This is a genomic window from Halorussus vallis (assembly GCF_024138165.1).
GTDB lineage: Archaea > Halobacteriota > Halobacteria > Halobacteriales > Haladaptataceae > Halorussus > Halorussus vallis.
The window spans coordinates 190893-210088 of the sequence record NZ_CP100002.1 but is presented as its reverse complement, the minus strand read 5'-3'; the positions used below and the strand labels follow the sequence as shown (position 1 = coordinate 210088).

The following is a 19196-nucleotide window of genomic DNA, read 5'->3' as shown; positions in this document are numbered from 1 at the left end:
CTCGTCGACCTTGCCTGCACCGCCGTCCGTCCGAGCGCTCAAGTCGACATTGTGGTCAGCAGGTTCAGCCGTGTCGCCAGTCGGGGTGTTCCTACCGTCCACTGGGTCGTTCCTGTCGGCAGTCGATTCGTCTGCGGTGTCAGTAGGTTTCACGTTCGTTCCCTCCTTTGACGCGGGGGTCAATGACACCGTATGTGAGGTCGGCGATGAGAATGCCGAGGAGCGTGACTATCGTGAAGAAAATGAACGACCCCATGATAAGCGGATAGTCGCGGTTCATGAGCGCGTTGAACGTCACCAGCCCCATCGCCGGGTAGTTGAATATCGTTTCGAGGATGATGCTGCTTCCGAAGACGCTCGCGATGCCCATCATGATGCTGGTGTAGACGGGCAGCAGGGCGTTCCGACCGACGTAGCGGATTGCGATTCGACCCTGACTGATACCACGAAGCCGCGCAACGCGGATGTATCCCTCGCCCATCTCCCGAATACAGTTGCCGCGGAATGCCAGTGCACCGCCGAAGCTGGCGACGAATGCGGAGAAGACGGGCAGCGCCGCGTGCTTGACGATGCCGACGATGAACGGTAGGTTGAGGCCGGGCGTCGTCGACGGGTTCATCCGTCCGCCGCTCGGGAACCAGCCGAGATTGTACGAGAAGATGATGAGCGTGAGGATGGCAACGACGTAGTAAGGAACGGTGCTGTTGCCGATAGAGATGAACGTCATCACGGTGTCGAACTTGCTTCCTTCGTTGTACGCCATGACAGCACCAAACAGCAGGCTAACGGTCGTTCCAAGTGCGAGCCCGTATATGCTGATGAACACCGACCACGGCATCGCTCGGTAGAGGATGTCGAAGACGGGTTTATTTTTGAATATCGACCGTCCGAAGTCCTGATAGAGGACGATATTCCGAAGATATTCGTAGTAAGAGACGTACCACGGTACTGACGGATCGATGCCGGTGTACGTCTTTACCATGGCGTTTATCGTCCGCATCTGCTGGGCAGACGGACTCTGTCCCTGTTCAAGCAGCTGTTTCATCAGTTGAACTTTGACCATCTCGACCGGACCAAACGGTAACATCCGGTAGAGAGCGAACGTTACTGTCAGTGCGGTAAAAAATACCAGCACTGATTGACCGATGCGCTTCGCGTAGTACATCGTGCTACTGTGTTGTCTTCCACCCACCTCAATAAAACTATGGTGGGTCTTGCCACGGCGAAAGCAGGAATACTCATAACGAACGCGACGTAGGTTGGCATATGTCACTCGTAGTGCGACTTCTCGAACTCGTCGGCGGTGGAGACGAGACTGTGACCGAAACCTATCAGTGTATCAGGTGTGGCCGGACGTTCGAGCGCAAACAGTACGAGTGTCCGGCCTGTGGCGTTCCGCACGTGGTCGTTCCGATCGACGACGGAGAGTAGGACGAAATACTTAATTCCCGGCGTGAATCTCTTTCAGGCGAAAATGTCCCACGAACCGACGTTCTTCGACTACGTCTGCTCGAACGCCGATAAGTTTGCCCTGCTATTCGCGTTCGAGGTCCTCGCGGGGGCACTCTCGCTCGTCCTCTTCCTCGGCACGGAACCGGGGACTGCCACGCACGTCGTCGGCGTGTTGAACCTCGTCGGCATCGCCGTCCTCGGCAGCGCGACGGCGGCGATTCTGCTAAAATGCAACAGAATGTAGAGAGAAAGATAGTCCGACGTAGCATCGAGAGCGATCGGTCGCGACAGTTGCTCGAATAGCAAACGGGTTAATAGAGGTCCGCTTCGGGGTGCAGGACGCGGGTCATCGAGGGTCGATTCGCCACGGAGGCTCTACTTCGTCTTCGCGTTGATATGGCCCTTCATCAGGAACTCCATCGCGTTCGTGAAGTGTTCCTGTTTTGTCGCCTCGGCTTGCGGGTGATCGTCGACCTTCCCGGTGGGGAAGTCGAACTCGTCGGTGTTGCCCCAGTACGCTCTCGTCTCGTCGTAGAAGCCGATGTGAGGCACCTGCCAGTTCATATACCACATGAATTTCTTGGTGAATCGCTTGACCTCGTCCGTGGACTGCGTCTGAGTGATGATGTTGTTCCACTTGATCGGGTACAGCGTCTGTTGCTTGCCGCCGGTTCCCTCCGTGCCGACCTTCGTCGGGAACTTCGGCCGGAGGGGCTGGTTGAGCTTCTTGCTCCGTTGTTGGCTGAGTTCGGGCACCGAGCGGTTGACTTTGCAACTACCTTTCGGGTTTTTGACGGTAGCGACTTCGTCGAACTTGCCCAAGCCACCCACCGTGTTGGTCGCGTAGGCGTTCCCCGGATGGGACGTGTTCGAGAACCAGTTGACCATGTCGAAGTCGTACGTGTCCGTCCAGCGCTTCCAGAAGCCGCTCGACGATGGGATGATGAGTTTGTTCTTGAACCCAAATTTGTCGAGTTTCGGACTGAGGTAGTTCCCAATAGTTTCGTAGATGTTCCACGGTGGCGTCAAGTAGGTGAGGTTATTTACCTTGCTCCCGTTCGGACCGACCCAGACGCCGCCTTTCTTTGAGTAGCCCGCCTCTTCGAGGACCTGTTTTGCTTTCTCGGGCTTCGACTTCCGACCGTAGGTGATGAGTTTGTTCTGGAAGCTCTTTCCGCCCCACTTGTCGGCCTGTTTCGAGGACAGGCCATTGACGGTGCTACGAGGCTTGTACTTCAGGCCTTGCGTCGTCTTAATGACCTTGACCAGTTCGTCGTGGTCGATGAGGTATGCGATGGCGCGACGGACCGGTCGGCGGGCGAGATGTTCGTTGTTCCAGTTTATCGCCAATTTCACGATGCTGGAGGTACCGAACTGGTTGAACACGCTCACCTTGTTACTGGACTGGGCTTGCGTGACGGTCTTATCACCCATGTCCAGTGTCCCGGTCTGGAGCGACTGAATCGCCTTCTGCTTCTCCGAGATGAGGTGCCACGTGAACGTCTCTAAGTTCGTCCAGTCTGCGCGCGGGTGGTCCTGGTACTTCTCGTGGACGGCCTTGGTCGGCGAAAGCTGGGTCGGCTTCCACATGCCACAGCCGAGCCCCTTCTCCGTGAGGTCGTTCAACGTTATCTGGTGATCCTGGAGTTCCTTGGTCACCTGCTTAACCGCACTTTCGCCGCCCGCATCCTGATACTTCTCCAGCCACGATTTGAAGTAGTCGTGTTTGGCGACGACCGAGTAGTACGTCGACTTCTTCAGCGACGGGTTTGCCGGCCCCGCCAGCACGTTCTTGACCGTGTACTTGTCGACGACCTCCCAGCTGTCTTCGGTCTGCTCAGGACCCATATAGGTTTTGTAGTCCCTGATGCGCTCGGTCGTGCGGACGTCCTTCGCGGTCACCGGAGTGCCGTCCCACCACGTGTAGTCTTCGTTGAGCTTGATGTGTACCTCACAGCCGCCGCTTTTGAGCTCTATCTTGTCGGCGAGCCAGTACATCGGTTCGCCGAGGGCGTTCGGGTACACTGGCGACTCCGACCACATGTAATCCATCCAGTATTCGGTGTTCTTCGTGTCAGTGAATGGATTGACGTTCGACTGGCTCGGCTGCCAACTAACCGGTGCGCGCATGTTGAGCGTCGTCGTGACGGGCGTACCGCCGCCTTCCCCGGTGTCGCCGCCACTTTTCGTGTCCGTCGAATCCGAAGCCATCGTGACGTCCGCCTCATTCGGGTTGTCGCCGCTGCAACCGGCCAATCCAGCCAGCGCCGTGCTCCCGCCGAGTGCGAGCCACTGTCGCCGCGTTATCCTGTCGCTGTCTGTGTCGTGACCAGAACGATGGTTACCGTCTACCATACTGGTAAGAGAATATCATAAAAGACCCTAATAAGTTTTTGCTTGGTATCTTATATTTATGCTATTGCTATAAAGACTTGAGGCTCGAATCGGGTGAATGCGACCGCAAAACAGTTTGTACACGAGCGAAAATGGCAGTAACATGGACACCAGTGACTGCGACCGAAGCGACGACGTTGCCATCGTCACCGGTGCGAGCAGTGGCATCGGTCGCGCCGTCGCCGAACGCCTCGCCGCTGTGAACGCCACTGTGGTAGTAGCTGATATAGACACCGATGGCGGCGCGGAGACGGTCACCGCCATCGAGAACGACGGCGGCACCGCCGAGTTTGTCCGCACGGATGTAAGCGACGCGCACGACGTCTCGACGATGGTCGAGGCGGCGATGGACACCCACGGAAGCGTAGACGTGCTCGTGAACAACGCCGGCGGGTCGTTCAACGACGGGAATCCCCACCAAGTCGCGGAGGAAACGTGGGACCGAATCGTCGACGTGAACCTCAAGGGGCAGTTCCTCTGTGCGCGAGAAACGCTTCCGGCGATGGTCGAATCCGGCGGTGGTTCGATGGTCCACGTCTCGTCGGTCAACGCCAAACTTGGCATCGGTCTCGCCGCCTACTCCGCATCGAAAAACGGTGTCCTCGCACTCTCCCGCCTCATCGCGACGCAGTACGGGCGACACGGCGTTCGCTCGAACGCCGTCTGTCCAGGAACTATCGTCACCGACGCATCGAGTGAGAAACTGACCACCGAGGGACCGGTCCGCGACGAGTGGCTCGACCAATATCCAGTTGGTCGGTTCGGTCACCCGGAAGACGTCGCAGCCGCCGTCGAGTTCCTGAGTTCGGACGCAGCGTCGTTCGTCTCAGGGACCGAACTCACCATCGACGGTGGCCTCACGGCCAGTCTCGACCAGCGACTGGAGACGATGATGTACGACATCGACGACCCAGTGACGGACGACGCGCCGACCGACAATCCGTCAGCAAACGAACCACCGACGGACAGTGACAGCGACGAGTGACGGGGCGGGAGTGAGAGGGTAGAACGGCGCGAGAGAAGGCCTACCGGGGTTGGCACACGAGTGGGCCGACGCGGGCGCTTAAGTACCGCCGTGAGAAAGACCGAAGCTGATGGAGTACGAGGTCCAGAGACTCACCGACCGTGACGCGATTCGTGACGGAATCGACTGCTGGAACCGTAGATATCCGGCCTTCTCGCTTCCCGAGTGGGCCGTCGCCCAGAATGTCTTCGCTCCCTTCGACGGTCTCGACGTGACCGTGTGGGGTGCGTGTTCGGACGGCGACGTCATCGCCGTTGCGCTCGGAAAGCGACTCGTCGAGTCGATTCCCGACTACGCCGGACCCGAACAGGGCTGGATCGGCCTGTTCGCCGTGACCTCATCGATTCCTGACCGAGGCGTCATCGCCGACGAACTGCTCCAAACGGTCGAGCGAGCGATGGCCGACCGCGGCGTCTCCCGACTCCGCTTCGGCGGCGACCCAGGACAGTTCCTTCCTGGACTGCCGGCCGAATTCGATGACCTCCGCGGGATACTCGATGATGCGGGATTCGAGACGCAGGAAACCGTCTACGACCTGCAACGCGACATCACGGGGTTCGACCCTGGCGGGCGTGTCGCCGAAGTCCGTGAGTCGTGGCCGGACCTAACCGTCGAACGTGTCGGCGCGAACGCCGCCGATCTTCACGCGTTCCTCGCCGACCAGTTCCCCGGTCGGTGGAACTACGAAGCGCGGAACGTCTGTCGCGTACCCGGCGGCGGCGACGACTACTGGCTGGTCCGACACAACGGGACGACCGTCGGGTTCGCTCGGGCGAATACGCCCGACTCGGCATACTGCGGGGCAAACGTCAACTGGGCGACCCACCTCGACGGAGCGGTCTGTGGCCTTGGACCACTCGGCGTCCACAGATCGTATCGGGGCCGGGGCTGGGGACTCTGGATGATCGCCAGCATCGTCGAACGCTACCGCGACAAGGGGTACGACCGGATGGTCATCGACTGGACGGGGCTGCTCGACTACTACGGGAAACTCGGCTTCGAACCGTGGCGGACGTACGAGACGCTCACGAAAGAGGTGTCGGCGTGAGTGATTCGACGTGCGGCGCGCACGGAGGCGAGCGGTCTAGCGGCGACCAGGGCCGTGAACAGCACCGAGGGCGTATCGTCGTCGGCCTCATGTCCGGCACGTCGCTTGACGGCGTGGACGCTGCCTGCTGCCGGGTTCGCCGCGACGGCAACGAGCCGCGCGGCTACGACGTGTGCGTCGAATCGTTTGTCACGCGACCGTACGACGCCGCGTTCCGCGAGCGTCTCGCAGCAACGTGCGGCGAGGCAGGAACCGTCACCGACGCCTGCGAGTTGAACGTCGCACTCGGCGCAGTGTTCGCCGCCGCTGCTGGCGAGGCCGCGGACGCCGCGGGAATCGGCCTCGAAGACGTAGACGTTATCGGCTCGCATGGCCAGACGATCCGCCACGTTCCAGAGCCGAAGTCGCTCCCCTGCGGCGACGAGTTGCGCTCGACGCTGCAGATCGGAGACGGCAGCGTCATCACCGAGCGGACCGGCGTGCCGACGGTGTCCGACTTCCGAACCGCGGATATCGCGGTCGGCGGTCACGGCGCACCGCTCGTGCCGTTTGCCGACCTTGCACTGCTCGCCGCCTCCGACCGCTTTCGAGTCGCACAAAACGTCGGCGGCATCGCGAACTGCACCGCGCTGCCGCCGGACCCTGACCGCGAGGACGTCTTCGCCTTCGACACCGGACCGGGTAACGTAGTCATCGACGGTGTCGTCGAGTCGCTGACGGACGGCGAGCAGACCTACGACCGCGACGGGCGACTCGCTCGCGCGGGAACCGTCGACGACGTGCTCCTAGAAGAGTGCCTGGACGACGACTACTTCCGCGCTGAACCGCCGAAGACGACCGGCCGCAAGCAGTTCGGGCGCTCGTACGCCCGCGAGTTCCTCAAGTCCTGTCGCGCTCGAAGCCTCTCGGACGAGGACGTAGTCGCCACTGCAACCGCGCTGACTGCGCACTCCGTCGCGGACGCCTACCGCCAATTCCTCCCTCGGACCCCCGACGAGGTTATCGTCTCCGGTGGCGGTGCACACAACTCGACGCTCGTCGGAATGCTCGACGCCGCGATTGACGCCGAGGTTCGCACCGTCGAGGAATACGGTGTGGGTGCCGATGCGAAGGAAGCAGTCGCCTTCGCACTGCTCGCCGCCGCGGCACTGGACGGGGTTCCGAACAACATCCCGAATGCGACCGGCGCATCCCGTTCCGTGGTGATGGGGAAACGCTGTCCGCCTCTGTGAGGTTCGAAACGGATTTGCAACTTCGCGGTCACCGTTCACGGTGTCGAAGTCGGAGCTCACTCTCCGCCCAGAGGTCAAAGCAGATTTTCGCATTGTGAAATCGCTTGCCTCGTCGAATGCGAGTCCTTCAGTATGGAAGTTCACGCTCCTAGCTTTCGGTCGTTTGGACATCGGCGACCCGTCGTAGAGTCTTGATGCGGTGTCTACCCACAGTATGGTAGCGAGACGAGTGCCGAATCCACTTCGAAACCACTTTCGAATAGGTCGAATGCGATGAATTACTGTTTGATGCGGTAAAAATTGCGCTGAACTGCAGCGAAACTCGGTGAACGAACCGTCCACGGAACCATTACACCACTAGCTCTGTAACGGATATCTAGTGTGACTAGATTCAAATAAAGTGGCGCGTACGGCCCGCTAACGGCCGATTACGTTCTATTTAGACTGAGTGAAAACGCCGAACGACAGCAACAAGCCACGCTCGGGTTGGTATGACTTCACATTCCATGATTTGGGGCTGTGCGTTTCGTTTCCACTCTACTGAACTGCGAGTCCGCACGACTGTGGCGCTAAAGATGGGACAGAAGGATGGCCAGCGAAGGAGAAACGCTACGCAGGCTTTCGTTGAGCAGGACCGAATGGTGGAAGAGAACGCGACCTTACGCCGACGACAGAGCGACGCCCGAAAGATCGGAAAGGCCAGCAAGTGACGTGATTTCATAGGTTGGTTCCTCGGAGAGCGAGTAGTCCTTGCGGTGAGACCGACGGACGAACACCGAGTCAAGTCCCGCGCGGTGGGCTGCGATCACGTCACAGGAACTGTCTCCGACGTAGAGGCCATCTGCAACGTCGAGGTCGGACATCGCTCGCTCCACGTAGTGCGTGTTCGGTTTGGTCAGTCGGAATCCCTCGACCGTCGGGGCACGACCGTACACCGCGTCGAACGCGTGCGCGAGGTCGAACCGCCGCAGCATGTACTCGACCGTCGCGTGCTGATTGTTGCTGACGACGCCCATGACGTGTTCGGCGGCGAGTTCGCGGACAACCTTGCAGTCGTCGTAGGGGACGCGCTCGCCGCGGTCCATCATCCCGCACTGGAGGTCCGACGCGTTGGCCTCGCGTCGCTCCCAGAACGACTTGAACTCAATGTCGTAGTCAGAACAGACACGTCGCATTCCTTCGACCGTGGCGCCGGAGATGAATACGTCGAGTTCGGCGTCTGCTGGCGCGACGCCGAACTCGTCGAAGGTCGCCGCCACGGCCCATCGGTAGACGCCCGGATGGTCGGCGTGACGGTCGAGCAGGACGCCGTCAACGTCGAACAGAAGCGCGTCGTAGGTCATCTACCGCGTCGTTGTACGCGACGCGACAATAGGGTTTCGACGGTGTCGGCGAGATCGTCGTCGGAAGTGAGATGAGTCGATAGCGGTGAATATCCACATTAAACCTATGGTTGATAGCCGTTAAATTAAAGTTGGGAAAAATCAATGGGTTAGATGCGATGCAAAAAGATGAAGAACCAACCTCGACTCGACGAGACGTACTGAAACGTGCGGCTGCGGCAGGTGTCGTCAGCCTCGGTGGTACTGTACTGGCGAGCAGTACTGCGGCGGCGAAACCCTCGGTCGACTGGGAGGCAGCCCATTCGAGCAACTACACGTCCGCCGACCGGGGCGCGGGCTACATCGACTGGATCGTCATCCACACCGTCCAGGGGTCGGCCCAGAGCGCGGTCAACTGGTTCCAGGACCCCGACGCCGACGTGAGCGCCCACTACACCGTCGCCCAGGACGGCTACAAGTACCAGTCGGTCAGCGACATCAACATCGCGTGGCACGCGGGCGGGTCGAACTATAACACGTACTCCGTCGGCATCGAGCACGGCGGCTACGTCAGCGGCACATACGAGGACGCCCAGTACCGGGCGTCGGCCAAACTCGCCAGTTGGCTCTGCGACCAGTACGGCGTCCCGAAACAGCACCCGTCCAGCGTCCCCTACGACGCCGCGAACCCGGCGAACGGCGGCATCATCGCCCACTCCCAGGTTCCCGAGAGCACCCACACCGACCCCGGGTCCAACTGGGACTGGGACTACTACATCGACCTCGTCAACTCGTACTGATCGACGACGCGAGCGATGCATCGTCCCAGCCGCTGTTTTTCAAACTGCAATAGTTAACACGGAGCGTGCTCTATCCCAGCGCGATGACATGCTCGACCGACGACCCGCTCGATACATTGCTGACTCGCGGCCTCGACGACGGCGTCTTTCCCGGTGCCGTCGCGGCCGTCGGCAGGACCGACGGTATCGACCGGGTGAGCATCGTCGGCGAACGGGACCCAGAGCGTGATGAGCCGACGACCCGCTCAACGGTGTTCGACGCCGCATCGCTCACCAAATCCGTCGTGACGGCGACGATTGCGCTCGCGCTCGTCGAGTCGGGCGATATCGTGCTCTCAGACGAACTAAGTCGCCACGTTCCCAAGTTAGCCGGTTACCGGCGCGGCGAAATTAGATTGGAACAGCTCCTCACGCACAGCTCCGGCCTACAACCGTACGCGTTCGCCGAATCGTGGCGTTCCACGTCCGACGTACTCGCTGGGCTCCGCGACCGCCCGTTGCTCGAAGCTGAGCCCGGAAGCCGATACGAATACAGTTGCCTCAACTTCGTCTACCTGGCCGAGGCGCTCCGGGGCGCGACCGGTCGCTCGCTGCCGGAACTCGCCCAGACCCACATCTTCGGTCCTCTTGGGATGGACGACTCGCGACTCGGACCAATAGCCGACGAGCAGGAAGGAAAAGTTGCCGCGACCTACGACCATGAGTACCGCGACCGTATACTCCGAGGTGAAGTCCACGACCCGCTGGGATGGGCGACGGACGGACGCAGCGGTAACGCCGGACTATTCACGACCGTCGACGACCTCGCTGCGTTTGCGCGGGGGTATCTCGCCGCCGACGGGACGCCGCTATCGGCCGCGACCGTCGAGCGATTGCAGGACGACTGGCTCCCGAACCACGGCGACCGCCACAGCCTTGGCTGGCGGCTCGCCGATGGGACGTATCCCGCGCCGAACTGGTCGCGTCGCGGACTCGGCCATACCGGCTACACCGGCACATCGCTCTGGCTCGACCACGACCGAAACCGAGTCGCGGTGTTGCTCACGAATCAAGTCTACGACGGAAAGGAGACGGGGCTCGTCCGGTTCCGCGAGCGATTTCACGCGATGGTCGCCGCCGGGACGTTCGATTGAGCGCGACAAATCGGTCGACGAATCTCTCGAACCTTCGACGCACCACCCCGGACGCTTGCTCCGACCGCACAATATTTATTACGAGCCCCGTTCCTTGGCTGATATGGTCGCAGTCTGGAGCTATCCCTGGCAACTGCTTTCCCGGGACCCCGTCGAGACGCGGCGTGAACTCTCCGAACTCGGCGTGAACAGCGTCACGGTCGCCGCGCACTACCACTCGATTCGAACGCTCGACCCGCGGTCGGAGCCGCATCTGTTCGAATCGTACGAAGGTGGTTGCTACTTCGCCCCCGACCGAGACGCGTTCGCCGCCACGCCGATCAACCCGCCGGTGAACGATATCGACGGACGCGCCGACCCGTTCGGTGACGTCGTCGAATTGCTCCGCGAGGGCGGTATCGACGTGAACGCCTGGCTCGTGTGCTTTCACAACTCGAAACTCGGCGCGGACAACCCCGAGTTCCAGGTCCAGAGCGCATTCGGTGACGTACACGAACACGCGTTCTGTCCGTCCAACGAGGCGGTCCGCAGCTACTTCGAGGGAGTCGTGCGTTCGCTCGCCAACTACGACGTCGAAGCCATCAACCTCGAATCGCTCGGGTTCCCAAATGCCTTCCACAGCCACGGCGCGACATTTGGCCACGCGAAGAATCAGGTCGTCAGCAACACCGCCGAAGAGATACTCGTCTCACAGTGCTTCTGTTCGGCATGCCGGGAACGGGCAGCGGACCACGTGGTAGACTTCGACCACGTGCGTTCAGTCGTCCGGACGCTCGTCCGGGACGTGCTGAGCGACCCAACACCGCAGGTGGAGTCGCTCGAACGGCTTGCTGCCGAGTATCCCGCGCTGGAAGATCTCTTCGACTTCCGGGCATCGGTCATCGAGAGCTTCCTCGAAACCGTGGCGGTCGCCAGCGGTGACGTCGCACTCACCTACTCCGCGTCGGACGGGCTCGGCCGTGACCCGAACGACGGGTGGCCTGCGGGGGTCGTCCTCGACCGAGTTCGACCTCACCTTGACCGCATTATCTCGCTCTGTTATACGGACGACGAGGAACTCGCTCGTCGTCGCGTTCGACGATATCGAGAGACGACGGACGTTCCGGTCGACGCCGGGGTCACGTTGGACCCCGACCTGGCCGGAACCGAATCGGAGTGGCGGGCAGTCGTCGATGCCGTATCTGATCTCGTCGACGAGGTCCACATCTACAACCATGCGCTCATGAGCGACGCCCACTTCGACTGGTTCGACGCGGTCGGCGCGACCGCGACCGGTGACGCCGACGAACAGTCGTCCCATCACCGACCCCTCGCAGAGAGCGATGCGTCGGAAGGTGGATAACGGTGTCAGGACGATCCGAGTGAATCGAGAGCAGACTGACGAGGCGAAACCGGAGCTGACACAATGATTTTTAACCTAACGGCGCATTGCCTGAGACATGGTTCGATTAGGCGTAGAACGGTTACTCGACGAGCGAGCCGACGCTGTTGAAGACGATCGGCTCGGGCTCATCACGAATCCGTCGGGAACCGATAGCGGTCTCAAAACGACTATCGATTTGCTCGACGACCGCGATTCGTTCGACCTCCGGAAACTATTTGGTCCCGAACACGGCATCAGAGGCGATGTACAGGCAGGCGTGAAAGTAGGCGACAGCACCGACGAACGAACCGGGCTACCGGTCAAGAGTCTCTACGGCGAACAGCGCCAACTCCGACCCGAGATGGTGTCGGAGCTTGACACCATCATCTACGACATGCAAGATGTCGGCTGTCGCTTCTACACGCTCATCTACACGCTCGCGTACGCGCTCGAAGGCGTCGCCGAGGCCGGAAAACGTATGGTTGTCCTCGACCGACCGAACCCAATTGCGCCGCTACCTGTCACCGGTAACCGCATCGATGAATCCGCCACCTCGTTCGTCGGCGCGTACAAACTTCCCATCGTGCACGGACTGACCGTCGGCGAGTTGGCGACGTACTTCAACGAGGAGTTCGACATCGGCGCGACGCTGGAGGTCGTCGAGATGCGCGAGTGGTCACGCTCGGACTGGTTCTCCGACACCGGGCTCCCGTGGGTGTACCCCTCGCCGAACATGCCGACGCTGGGGACCGCGACGCTCTATCCCGGTATGGGCTTTTTCGAGGGGACGAACCTCTCGGAAGGCCGCGGGACGACGAAACCGTTCGAACTCGTCGGTGCGCCGTGGATCGACGCCGACGAGTGGGCGGCGGAGCTGTCGGCTCAGGACCTCGACGGCGTTGAGTTCCGGCCGGCATACTTCTCCCCGACCTTCTCGAAGCACGAGCGCGAGAACGTGACGGGCGTGCAGGTCCACGTCCTCGACCGCGATGTCGTCGACCCTGTGCTGGTCGGGCTGACGGTGCTCGCCTCGGCGTTCACGACGTACGACCAGTGCGAGTGGGTCGAGTACGACGACGGCTTCTTCGTCGACAAACTCGCGGGCGGCAGCTACCTCCGTGAAACTATCGACGCTGCCGACGCCACGAGCGAACCCCGGGAGGTTGCAGCGGAAATCACGGGTAAGTGGGAAGACGACCTCGCAGAGTTCGCCGACGTTCGGGGAGCGTATCTCCGTTACTGATTACGAATGGTCGCCAGCAACCCCCCTATCGACAACGAATCGACCGTCTCGTCGATGGCGCTCGACGAGAAGGTTGGACAGTTGTTCGTCGCGGGTTTCGACGGCACTACTCCGACCGCCGAAATCGAGGGCCTCATCGCCGAGCGGCGTCTTGGCGGCATCATCTACTTCAGCCGGAACGTCGACTCGCCCGACCAGCTTCGCGACCTCTCGCGGACGCTGCAGGGGTTCGTCCCGGACGACGCGCCGCCGCTGCTCGTGAGCATCGACCAGGAGGGCGGTCGGGTCGCCCGACTCGCGTGGGGAACAGAACAGCCGAGTGCGATGGCGTTCGGCGCGACCGCTGACCCCGCACTCGCCCGCCACGCCGGCGAAGCCGTCGGCCACGAACTGCGTTCGCTGGGCATCGACGTGAACCTCGCACCCGTCCTCGACGTGAACAACAACTCCGACAATCCCGTCATCGGCGTCCGGTCGTTCGGCGAGCGCCCCGAAACCGTCGCGGAACTTGGCACCGCGTACGCCGACGGGCTACAGGGCGCAAGCGTCGTGGCCTGTGGGAAACACTTTCCGGGCCACGGCGACACCACAGTTGACTCTCACCGCGACCTGCCGGTCATCGACCACGACCGCGACCGCCTCGACCGCGTCGAACTTCGCCCCTTCCGCCGCGCTATCGACGCCGGAATCGATGCCGTCATGACGACGCACGTCGTGTTTCCGACCATCGTGGCTGACCCCGAACGACCGGCGACGCTCTCGCCGCGCGTCGTCACCGGACTGCTCCGCAAGCAGCTCGGGTTCGACGGACTCGTCTTCACCGACTGCATGGAAATGGACGCCATCGCCGACGGCGTAGGAACGGTCGAGGGCTGCGTTCAGGCGGTCGAAGCGGGCTGTGACCAAATCTGTGTCTCGCACACGCCGGCGAAACAGCGCGCGGCCATCGACGCCGTCGTGGCGGCCGTCGAGTCGAGGCGTCTCTCGGAGTCGCGTATCGACGAGTCGGTGCGGCGGGTGCTTCGGGCGAAACGGTCGTACGGCGCTGGAGCGGTCGGCGACGACGCCGAGTGGGTCGCCGCAGCGACCGACTGTCGCGCCGTTGCACGGACCGTCGCCGAACGCAGCGTCACGCTCGTTCGCGACGATGCCGACAACGTACCGCTCTCCCAGGACTCCGTTCAGGTCCTCGAGTTCGAGGGGAGCTGTGGCTCGCTCGCCGAGGAGACGCGCGACGATGGCGGTGCGTTCGCAAAGGCGCTCGCAGCGTCCGGCGTAGCGGTAGACGCGTCGGTTCTCGACGCCGGCGAGTCGCCTTGTGACGATCTGGCCGCAACGTCCGAGGATTTGATAGTCGTACGCACGTCCGACGTGGCCGCAAATCCCGAGCAGGCCGCCGTGGTCCGTGACCGCCTCGAAACGGACGCGAACGTGGTCGTCGTCGCGACCGCCAGTCCCTACGACATCGCCGCATTTCCAGCCGTCGGGACGTACCTGACGACGTACGACGGCACACCTCCGTCACTCGCTACTGCCGCCGATGTGCTCGTCGGGAGATGGGAACCGACCGGTCGGCTCCCGGTGTCGACGTCCGACGACGACTCACGTTGAATTGGGGCGACGTGTCACCCTACTGCGACTGTTCGGAAACCGCCCGTAGCACGTCTGCCAGCTCGTCGCCGAGTCGGTCGAACAGCTCCGCCCCTTTCACCGCGCTCGCCAGGGACGGATCGCCGATGGCACCCGACGTAGAGTACTCCTCAAAGGGCCTGTACGTCGAGAGTGCACCGCCGACGAGCAGGTCTTTCGTCCCACGGTCGTAGGGCTCGTCGAGGTACTCGGCGTCCGCCTCGTCCATCGTTACGAGGTCCGCGTGGAGGTGTAGCATGAGCGAGGTTTCGAACTCACCGCCGTGGGCCATACCGCCGACGTCGCTCTCGCGGATTTCGTCGGCGAAGGATTCGGCGAGCTCGAAGTACGTCAGGCCGGTCACTTCCGTCTCGGGATGCGTCTTGCCGACCGTGCTGACGACGTTGTCGATGATCGCGGCGTTGCCGCCATGGCCGTTGATGAAGCAGACACCGTCGAAGCCGTTGTCGAGCGCGCTGTCGGCGATGTCCTCCAGCACGGCAAGGAGGTCTTCGAGTTCGAGCGTCAACGTCCCGCCCAACGATGCGTGATGCGGTGAGAAACCTGACCAGACGGGCGGCGTCACGAGGATTGGGACGTCGTCCGTGGCACGCTCGGCACCGTGGTGTGCGACCGCGTCGACCAGTAGCGTGTCGGTGGCGACAGGGAGGTGGTGGCCGTGTTGTTCGATGCTTCCGACCGGAACGACGACGACCGACCCGTCGGCCGTTCCCGTCTTTCGGATTTCACGTCGAGTCTTCGTCGCCCACGCGACGGACGACGAGCGCCCTGTTGGGAGCATGGAGGACACTGCTCGTGTCGGCCGTATATCTATTGGGATTCCGCCGGAACCGAACCACTGTCCGAACGAGTTGGGGACGCGGAGCGGGAAATCGTCTTCGTGGTACGAACGAGGCCCGGCAGTTGGCGATCGACGAGGCTCCCATTACGTGATGATATATCGTACCAAGATTTATTATCTCCGACACCCTCTTACAATCGAATGTCACACCGAAAAGTAAGCGGAGAGAGACGCGAATTTATGAAGCGCGCAGGCGCCCTGGCAGCGGTACCGTTCGTTGGCGGCGTCGCTGGAGCACGTAACGGAAAGACGACGGACTACGACTCCTCGGAGAAGAAGGTCGTCGGCTACTACCCCTCGTGGGCAGGCGAGTACACGCCTCGAGACGTCCCGTACGACAAACTAACGCACCTCAACTACGCCTTCCTCGAACCGAAGTCGAACGGGGAGGTGAAGCTCGCGGTCACCGGCGACGCCGACCCCGGACTCCTCGAACAGTTCCGGACAGTCACCTACGAGCAGCCGGAGACGTCGTTCGTGTTCTCCATCCAGGCCGGGTGGTACTCGGGTCGCTTCTCCGACGCTGCTCTCACGGCCGATCGACGCAAACGGTTTGCCCGGACCGCCATCGAACTTGTTCGAAAGTACAACTTCGACGGCATCGACATCGATTGGGAGTACCCGGACGGCACGATTCGCGAGAGTGACCCGCACAACCTGACGCTCCTCCTCCGAGAGATCCGCCGACAGCTCGACGCGGCGGAGCGAGCGGACGGCCAGCAGTACGAACTGAGTATGGCGGCGTCGGCCAACCCGTCGGTCATCGACACCCAGGAAGTCGGTGCGTTCAGCGGTGACGTGGACTTCCTCAACGTGATGAACTACGACTTCCACGGGACGTGGGACGAGCGGACCCATTTCAATGCACCGCTCTATCCCGTCCCGGACGCGCCGAACGCGAACCCGGAGTTCACCGCCGACCACGCGATGCGCTACTGGGCCAGCAAACCGATAGCTAAGGAGAAGCTCAACTTCGGACTCCCCTTCTACGGCCGTACCTTCGAGAACGTGCAGAGCAGTCACCCCAATGACCACGGGTTGTTCCAACCGTTTGAAGGTGGGTCGGCCCGAACGTTCGGCGACATCATGGGGAACGTCCGGCACGGCACCGACTACCAGTACCACTGGCATCCCGAAGCGCGAGTGCCGTGGCTGTACTCCGAAGCCGACGACGTGTTCGTCTCCTTCGACGACCGCCACTCCATCAAGGAGAAGACGAAGTACACGGTCGACAATGACTTCGGCGGGATGATGTGCTGGGAACTCTCTCAGGACCCCGACAACGTCCTGCTCGGGACCATCGACCGACACCTCCCACACCCCTGAACGTTCGTCGCGGCAGGTTCCTCGCAATTGTCAAGCATAATATGACGAGTATATTACAAGATTTCGCCCGTGATAAATTTAAGTTCACCTAGTGGGTAATTATTTGCGATGTCGGACGACAGAGATTCAACGTCAGATAGCATCGAACAGAACACGATCCCGGACACGTCAAGACGGAAGTTCCTTCGAGGGACGAGTGCGCTGGCGGTGACCGGAATGCTGGCAACCGGCAGTGTCGAGGCGCACGGCGACTACGGCAATCGCGTCGTTGGCTATTACCCCGGTTGGGCGAGCGGGTACACGCCCGCGGACGTCCCGTACGACAAACTCACGCACCTGAACTTTGCCTTCATCGAGCCTCAGTCCGACGGGACGGTCGTGGTCGGAAGTCAATCGAAGAAGGACCGACTTAGCGAGTTGGCGAACTACGACGATACGAACACCGTCTTCCTGCTCTCGATCAGTTCCGGCTGGTACTCCGGCACGTTCTCGGACGCCGCGTCCACGGCCGAACGACGACAGCGGTTCGCGAAGACCGCTGTCGACGTGATGCTTCAGTACAACTTCGACGGGCTTGATCTCGATTGGGAGTACCCGGACGGCACGATTCGGGCGGAGGACCCGCACAACTTTACGCTCCTGCTGGAAGCGGTCCGCAACGAGCTCGATTCGCGAGTCGGTTCGTGGGCGCATCTGACGATGGCTGGCTCTCCTAACCCGAACATCGTCGACGACGCATACGAGGTCGGGACGATCAGCAACTATCTCGACCACGTCAACGTCATGACCTACGACTACCACGGCGACTGGAGCAACGACACGAACTTCAATGCACCGTACGACTCGCCGCCGGCGGACCCGGACGGACAACAGAGCTGGAACACCACCAACCACATGCAGTACTGGGCCAGCAAGCCCATAGCGAAGGGCAAGCTCCTCATGGGCATGCCGTTCTACGGTCGCTCGTACTCCGGTGTCGCAGCCACCAACGACGGATTGTTCAACTCGTTCAGTTCGTCCACGTCAAAAACGTACTATGATATCGTACAGAACATCGAACCGCAAGCGGACTACGAGTATCACTGGCATCCCGATGCGAAGGTACCGTGGCTCTACTCTGCGGCAGAGGACACGTTCATCTCCTACGACAACGTCGATTCCATCGCAAACAAGGTTGACTTCGTGAAGAACAACGGGTTCGGCGGTGCGATGTGCTGGGAACTCTCTCAGGACCCTAGCAACACCCTCATCGGGTCGATGCACGACCGGCTACACTGAATCGGACAACGGGCCGCGCTAGGCCGAGCGACAACTACACCGAACCGTACGACACCACCGAAACTAGGTCGTGCTTCGACGGTGCCGACGCGACGGCCGGCCGTCGTGTCGGCACCGCGGAAACCCATCGCTCCGTTCACGAGCGTCGTTCTGTCTTGACGACACGGTTCATGAATGGGCGAGTTTCAGTTCGATGATGTTCTTTGCCCGCATGAGTTCGTCCAGAAACCTCTCGTTCGGGTCGGCGTCGATTCGACTGGACGGACCGGAGACGCTGACCGCGCCGATGACCTGCCCGTTCTCACTCTTGATGGCGACCGCGACGCAGCGGACGCCGCGCACGCGCTCTTCGCTATCGACGGCGTATCCAGATTTTCGAATCGTTTCGAGTTCCGTGGCGAGTTCCTCGCGGTCGGTTATCGTCTTCGCCGTGCGGGCGGGGAGACCCCGGCGTTCGAGTATCTCCTCGACACGGCTTTCGGGCAGGTAGGCAAGGATGGCCTTGCCGAGGGCGGTGGCGTGGAGTGCGACGTGTTTTCCCGGATGGGTATCAACCGGAATGGAGGTGTCCGCTTGCGCATCGTAGATATAAACGCCTCGGCCGTCTTCCTCAACGAGGAGGCTCGCGGACTCGTCGGTTTCGTCGGCTAACTTGTCGATTTCTGGTTCTGCTACTTCGTAAATCTTTCGCCTGGAACGGGCGTACTCGCCGATTTCGAGGAATTGGAGGCTGACATGATACGTGTTGTTGTCTTTGATGACGTATCCTCGCTGGACGAGCGTTCGAAGATGGTTGTAGACCGTGCTATCCGGTAAATCGAGGTAGGCGGAGATCTCCGTGAGGCGGGCTCCGTCGAGTTCACGAAGGGTTTCGATGATATCGAACGACCGAGCAGTCGTCCGAACAGGGGTATTCGACTCGCCAGTCATTCCCTCTCTATGAACACCTTCTGAGGGTGACGTAATATAAGTTCCTCTGGAAATGGTGGTATTGTAATGGTTTTCCGCTCCCGACATGAGACGGTGCGTTTTTCGGCTTTGGAGATTATCGTTGATTGATAGCGACTGCGTTTACTCAACCTTGTAGCTT

General features: G+C 61.3%; 17 protein-coding genes. 12 read left to right on the top strand and 5 right to left on the bottom strand.

Annotated features, from left to right (window positions below; genetic code table 11):
- Positions 1–139: 139 nt before the first annotated feature.
- Positions 140–1165 carry an ABC transporter permease gene (locus NGM07_RS23545; protein ID WP_253521389.1) on the bottom strand — a complete coding sequence of 342 codons (1026 nt, stop codon included), beginning with the start codon at positions 1163–1165 and terminating at the stop codon, positions 140–142.
- 101 nt (positions 1166–1266) lie between these two features.
- Between NGM07_RS23545 and NGM07_RS23540 the strand changes: the two genes are divergently transcribed.
- Positions 1267–1431, top strand: coding sequence for a hypothetical protein (locus NGM07_RS23540; protein WP_253521386.1), 165 nt, complete (start codon positions 1267–1269; stop codon positions 1429–1431).
- Between the two features lie 43 nt (positions 1432–1474).
- Entirely contained in the window at positions 1475–1696 is a 222-nt protein-coding gene (locus NGM07_RS23535) for a hypothetical protein (protein WP_253521383.1), read from the top strand.
- A 131-nt stretch (positions 1697–1827) separates the two neighbouring features.
- On the opposite strand, the gene NGM07_RS23530 is transcribed toward NGM07_RS23535, so the two are convergent.
- On the bottom strand, positions 1828–3807 hold the full coding sequence (locus tag NGM07_RS23530) for an ABC transporter substrate-binding protein (protein WP_253521381.1): 1980 nt from the start codon (positions 3805–3807) through the stop codon (positions 1828–1830).
- A 142-nt stretch (positions 3808–3949) separates the two neighbouring features.
- Here NGM07_RS23530 and NGM07_RS23525 point away from each other — a divergent pair, with 142 nt between their 5' ends.
- From NGM07_RS23525 to NGM07_RS23515, 3 genes are all read left to right on the top strand, one after another.
- The gene (locus NGM07_RS23525) at positions 3950–4831 is read left to right on the top strand and encodes an SDR family NAD(P)-dependent oxidoreductase (protein ID WP_253521378.1); all 882 of its coding nucleotides are present in this window, start codon (positions 3950–3952) and stop codon (positions 4829–4831) included.
- 109 nt (positions 4832–4940) lie between these two features.
- Positions 4941–5918 carry a GNAT family N-acetyltransferase gene (locus tag NGM07_RS23520; protein ID WP_253521375.1) on the top strand — a complete coding sequence of 326 codons (978 nt, stop codon included), beginning with the start codon at positions 4941–4943 and terminating at the stop codon, positions 5916–5918.
- Positions 5915–7150, top strand: coding sequence for an anhydro-N-acetylmuramic acid kinase (locus NGM07_RS23515; protein ID WP_382194540.1), 1236 nt, complete (start codon positions 5915–5917; stop codon positions 7148–7150). The genes NGM07_RS23520 and NGM07_RS23515 overlap by 4 nt, the downstream gene beginning before the upstream one ends.
- Positions 7151–7809: 659 nt before the next feature.
- Here NGM07_RS23515 and NGM07_RS23510 read toward each other — a convergent pair.
- Complete coding sequence (locus NGM07_RS23510) at positions 7810–8493, bottom strand: HAD family hydrolase (protein WP_253521372.1); 684 nt, start codon at positions 8491–8493, stop codon at positions 7810–7812.
- Between the two features lie 158 nt (positions 8494–8651).
- On the opposite strand from NGM07_RS23510, the gene NGM07_RS23505 reads away from it, so the two are divergent.
- From NGM07_RS23505 to nagZ, 5 genes are all read left to right on the top strand, one after another.
- The gene (locus NGM07_RS23505) at positions 8652–9272 is read left to right on the top strand and encodes an N-acetylmuramoyl-L-alanine amidase (RefSeq protein WP_253521370.1); all 621 of its coding nucleotides are present in this window, start codon (positions 8652–8654) and stop codon (positions 9270–9272) included.
- Between the two features lie 83 nt (positions 9273–9355).
- Complete coding sequence (locus NGM07_RS23500) at positions 9356–10405, top strand: serine hydrolase domain-containing protein (protein ID WP_253521367.1); 1050 nt, start codon at positions 9356–9358, stop codon at positions 10403–10405.
- A gap of 55 nt (positions 10406–10460) precedes the next feature.
- A complete protein-coding gene (locus tag NGM07_RS23495; protein ID WP_253521364.1) occupies positions 10461–11747 on the top strand; it encodes a hypothetical protein in 1287 nt (428 codons plus the stop codon).
- Positions 11748–11844: 97 nt separating this feature from the next.
- A complete protein-coding gene (locus NGM07_RS23490; protein ID WP_253521361.1) occupies positions 11845–13011 on the top strand; it encodes an exo-beta-N-acetylmuramidase NamZ family protein in 1167 nt (388 codons plus the stop codon).
- Positions 13012–13017: 6 nt separating this feature from the next.
- Complete coding sequence (nagZ, locus tag NGM07_RS23485) at positions 13018–14622, top strand: beta-N-acetylhexosaminidase (RefSeq protein ID WP_253521358.1); 1605 nt, start codon at positions 13018–13020, stop codon at positions 14620–14622.
- Between the two features lie 19 nt (positions 14623–14641).
- On the opposite strand, the gene NGM07_RS23480 is transcribed toward nagZ, so the two are convergent.
- The gene (locus tag NGM07_RS23480) at positions 14642–15442 is read right to left on the bottom strand and encodes a creatininase family protein (protein ID WP_253521356.1); all 801 of its coding nucleotides are present in this window, start codon (positions 15440–15442) and stop codon (positions 14642–14644) included.
- A gap of 240 nt (positions 15443–15682) precedes the next feature.
- On the opposite strand from NGM07_RS23480, the gene NGM07_RS23475 reads away from it, so the two are divergent.
- Both NGM07_RS23475 and NGM07_RS23470 read left to right on the top strand, forming a co-directional pair.
- On the top strand, positions 15683–16828 hold the full coding sequence (locus NGM07_RS23475) for a glycoside hydrolase family 18 protein (protein ID WP_253521355.1): 1146 nt from the start codon (positions 15683–15685) through the stop codon (positions 16826–16828).
- Between the two features lie 108 nt (positions 16829–16936).
- Positions 16937–18106, top strand: coding sequence for a glycoside hydrolase family 18 protein (locus tag NGM07_RS23470; protein ID WP_253521353.1), 1170 nt, complete (start codon positions 16937–16939; stop codon positions 18104–18106).
- Positions 18107–18274: 168 nt separating this feature from the next.
- Here the strand turns inward: NGM07_RS23470 and NGM07_RS23465 are convergent, their stop codons facing one another.
- On the bottom strand, positions 18275–19123 hold the full coding sequence (locus NGM07_RS23465; protein ID WP_368410337.1) for an IclR family transcriptional regulator: 849 nt from the start codon (positions 19121–19123) through the stop codon (positions 18275–18277).
- Positions 19124–19196 lie beyond the last annotated feature (73 nt).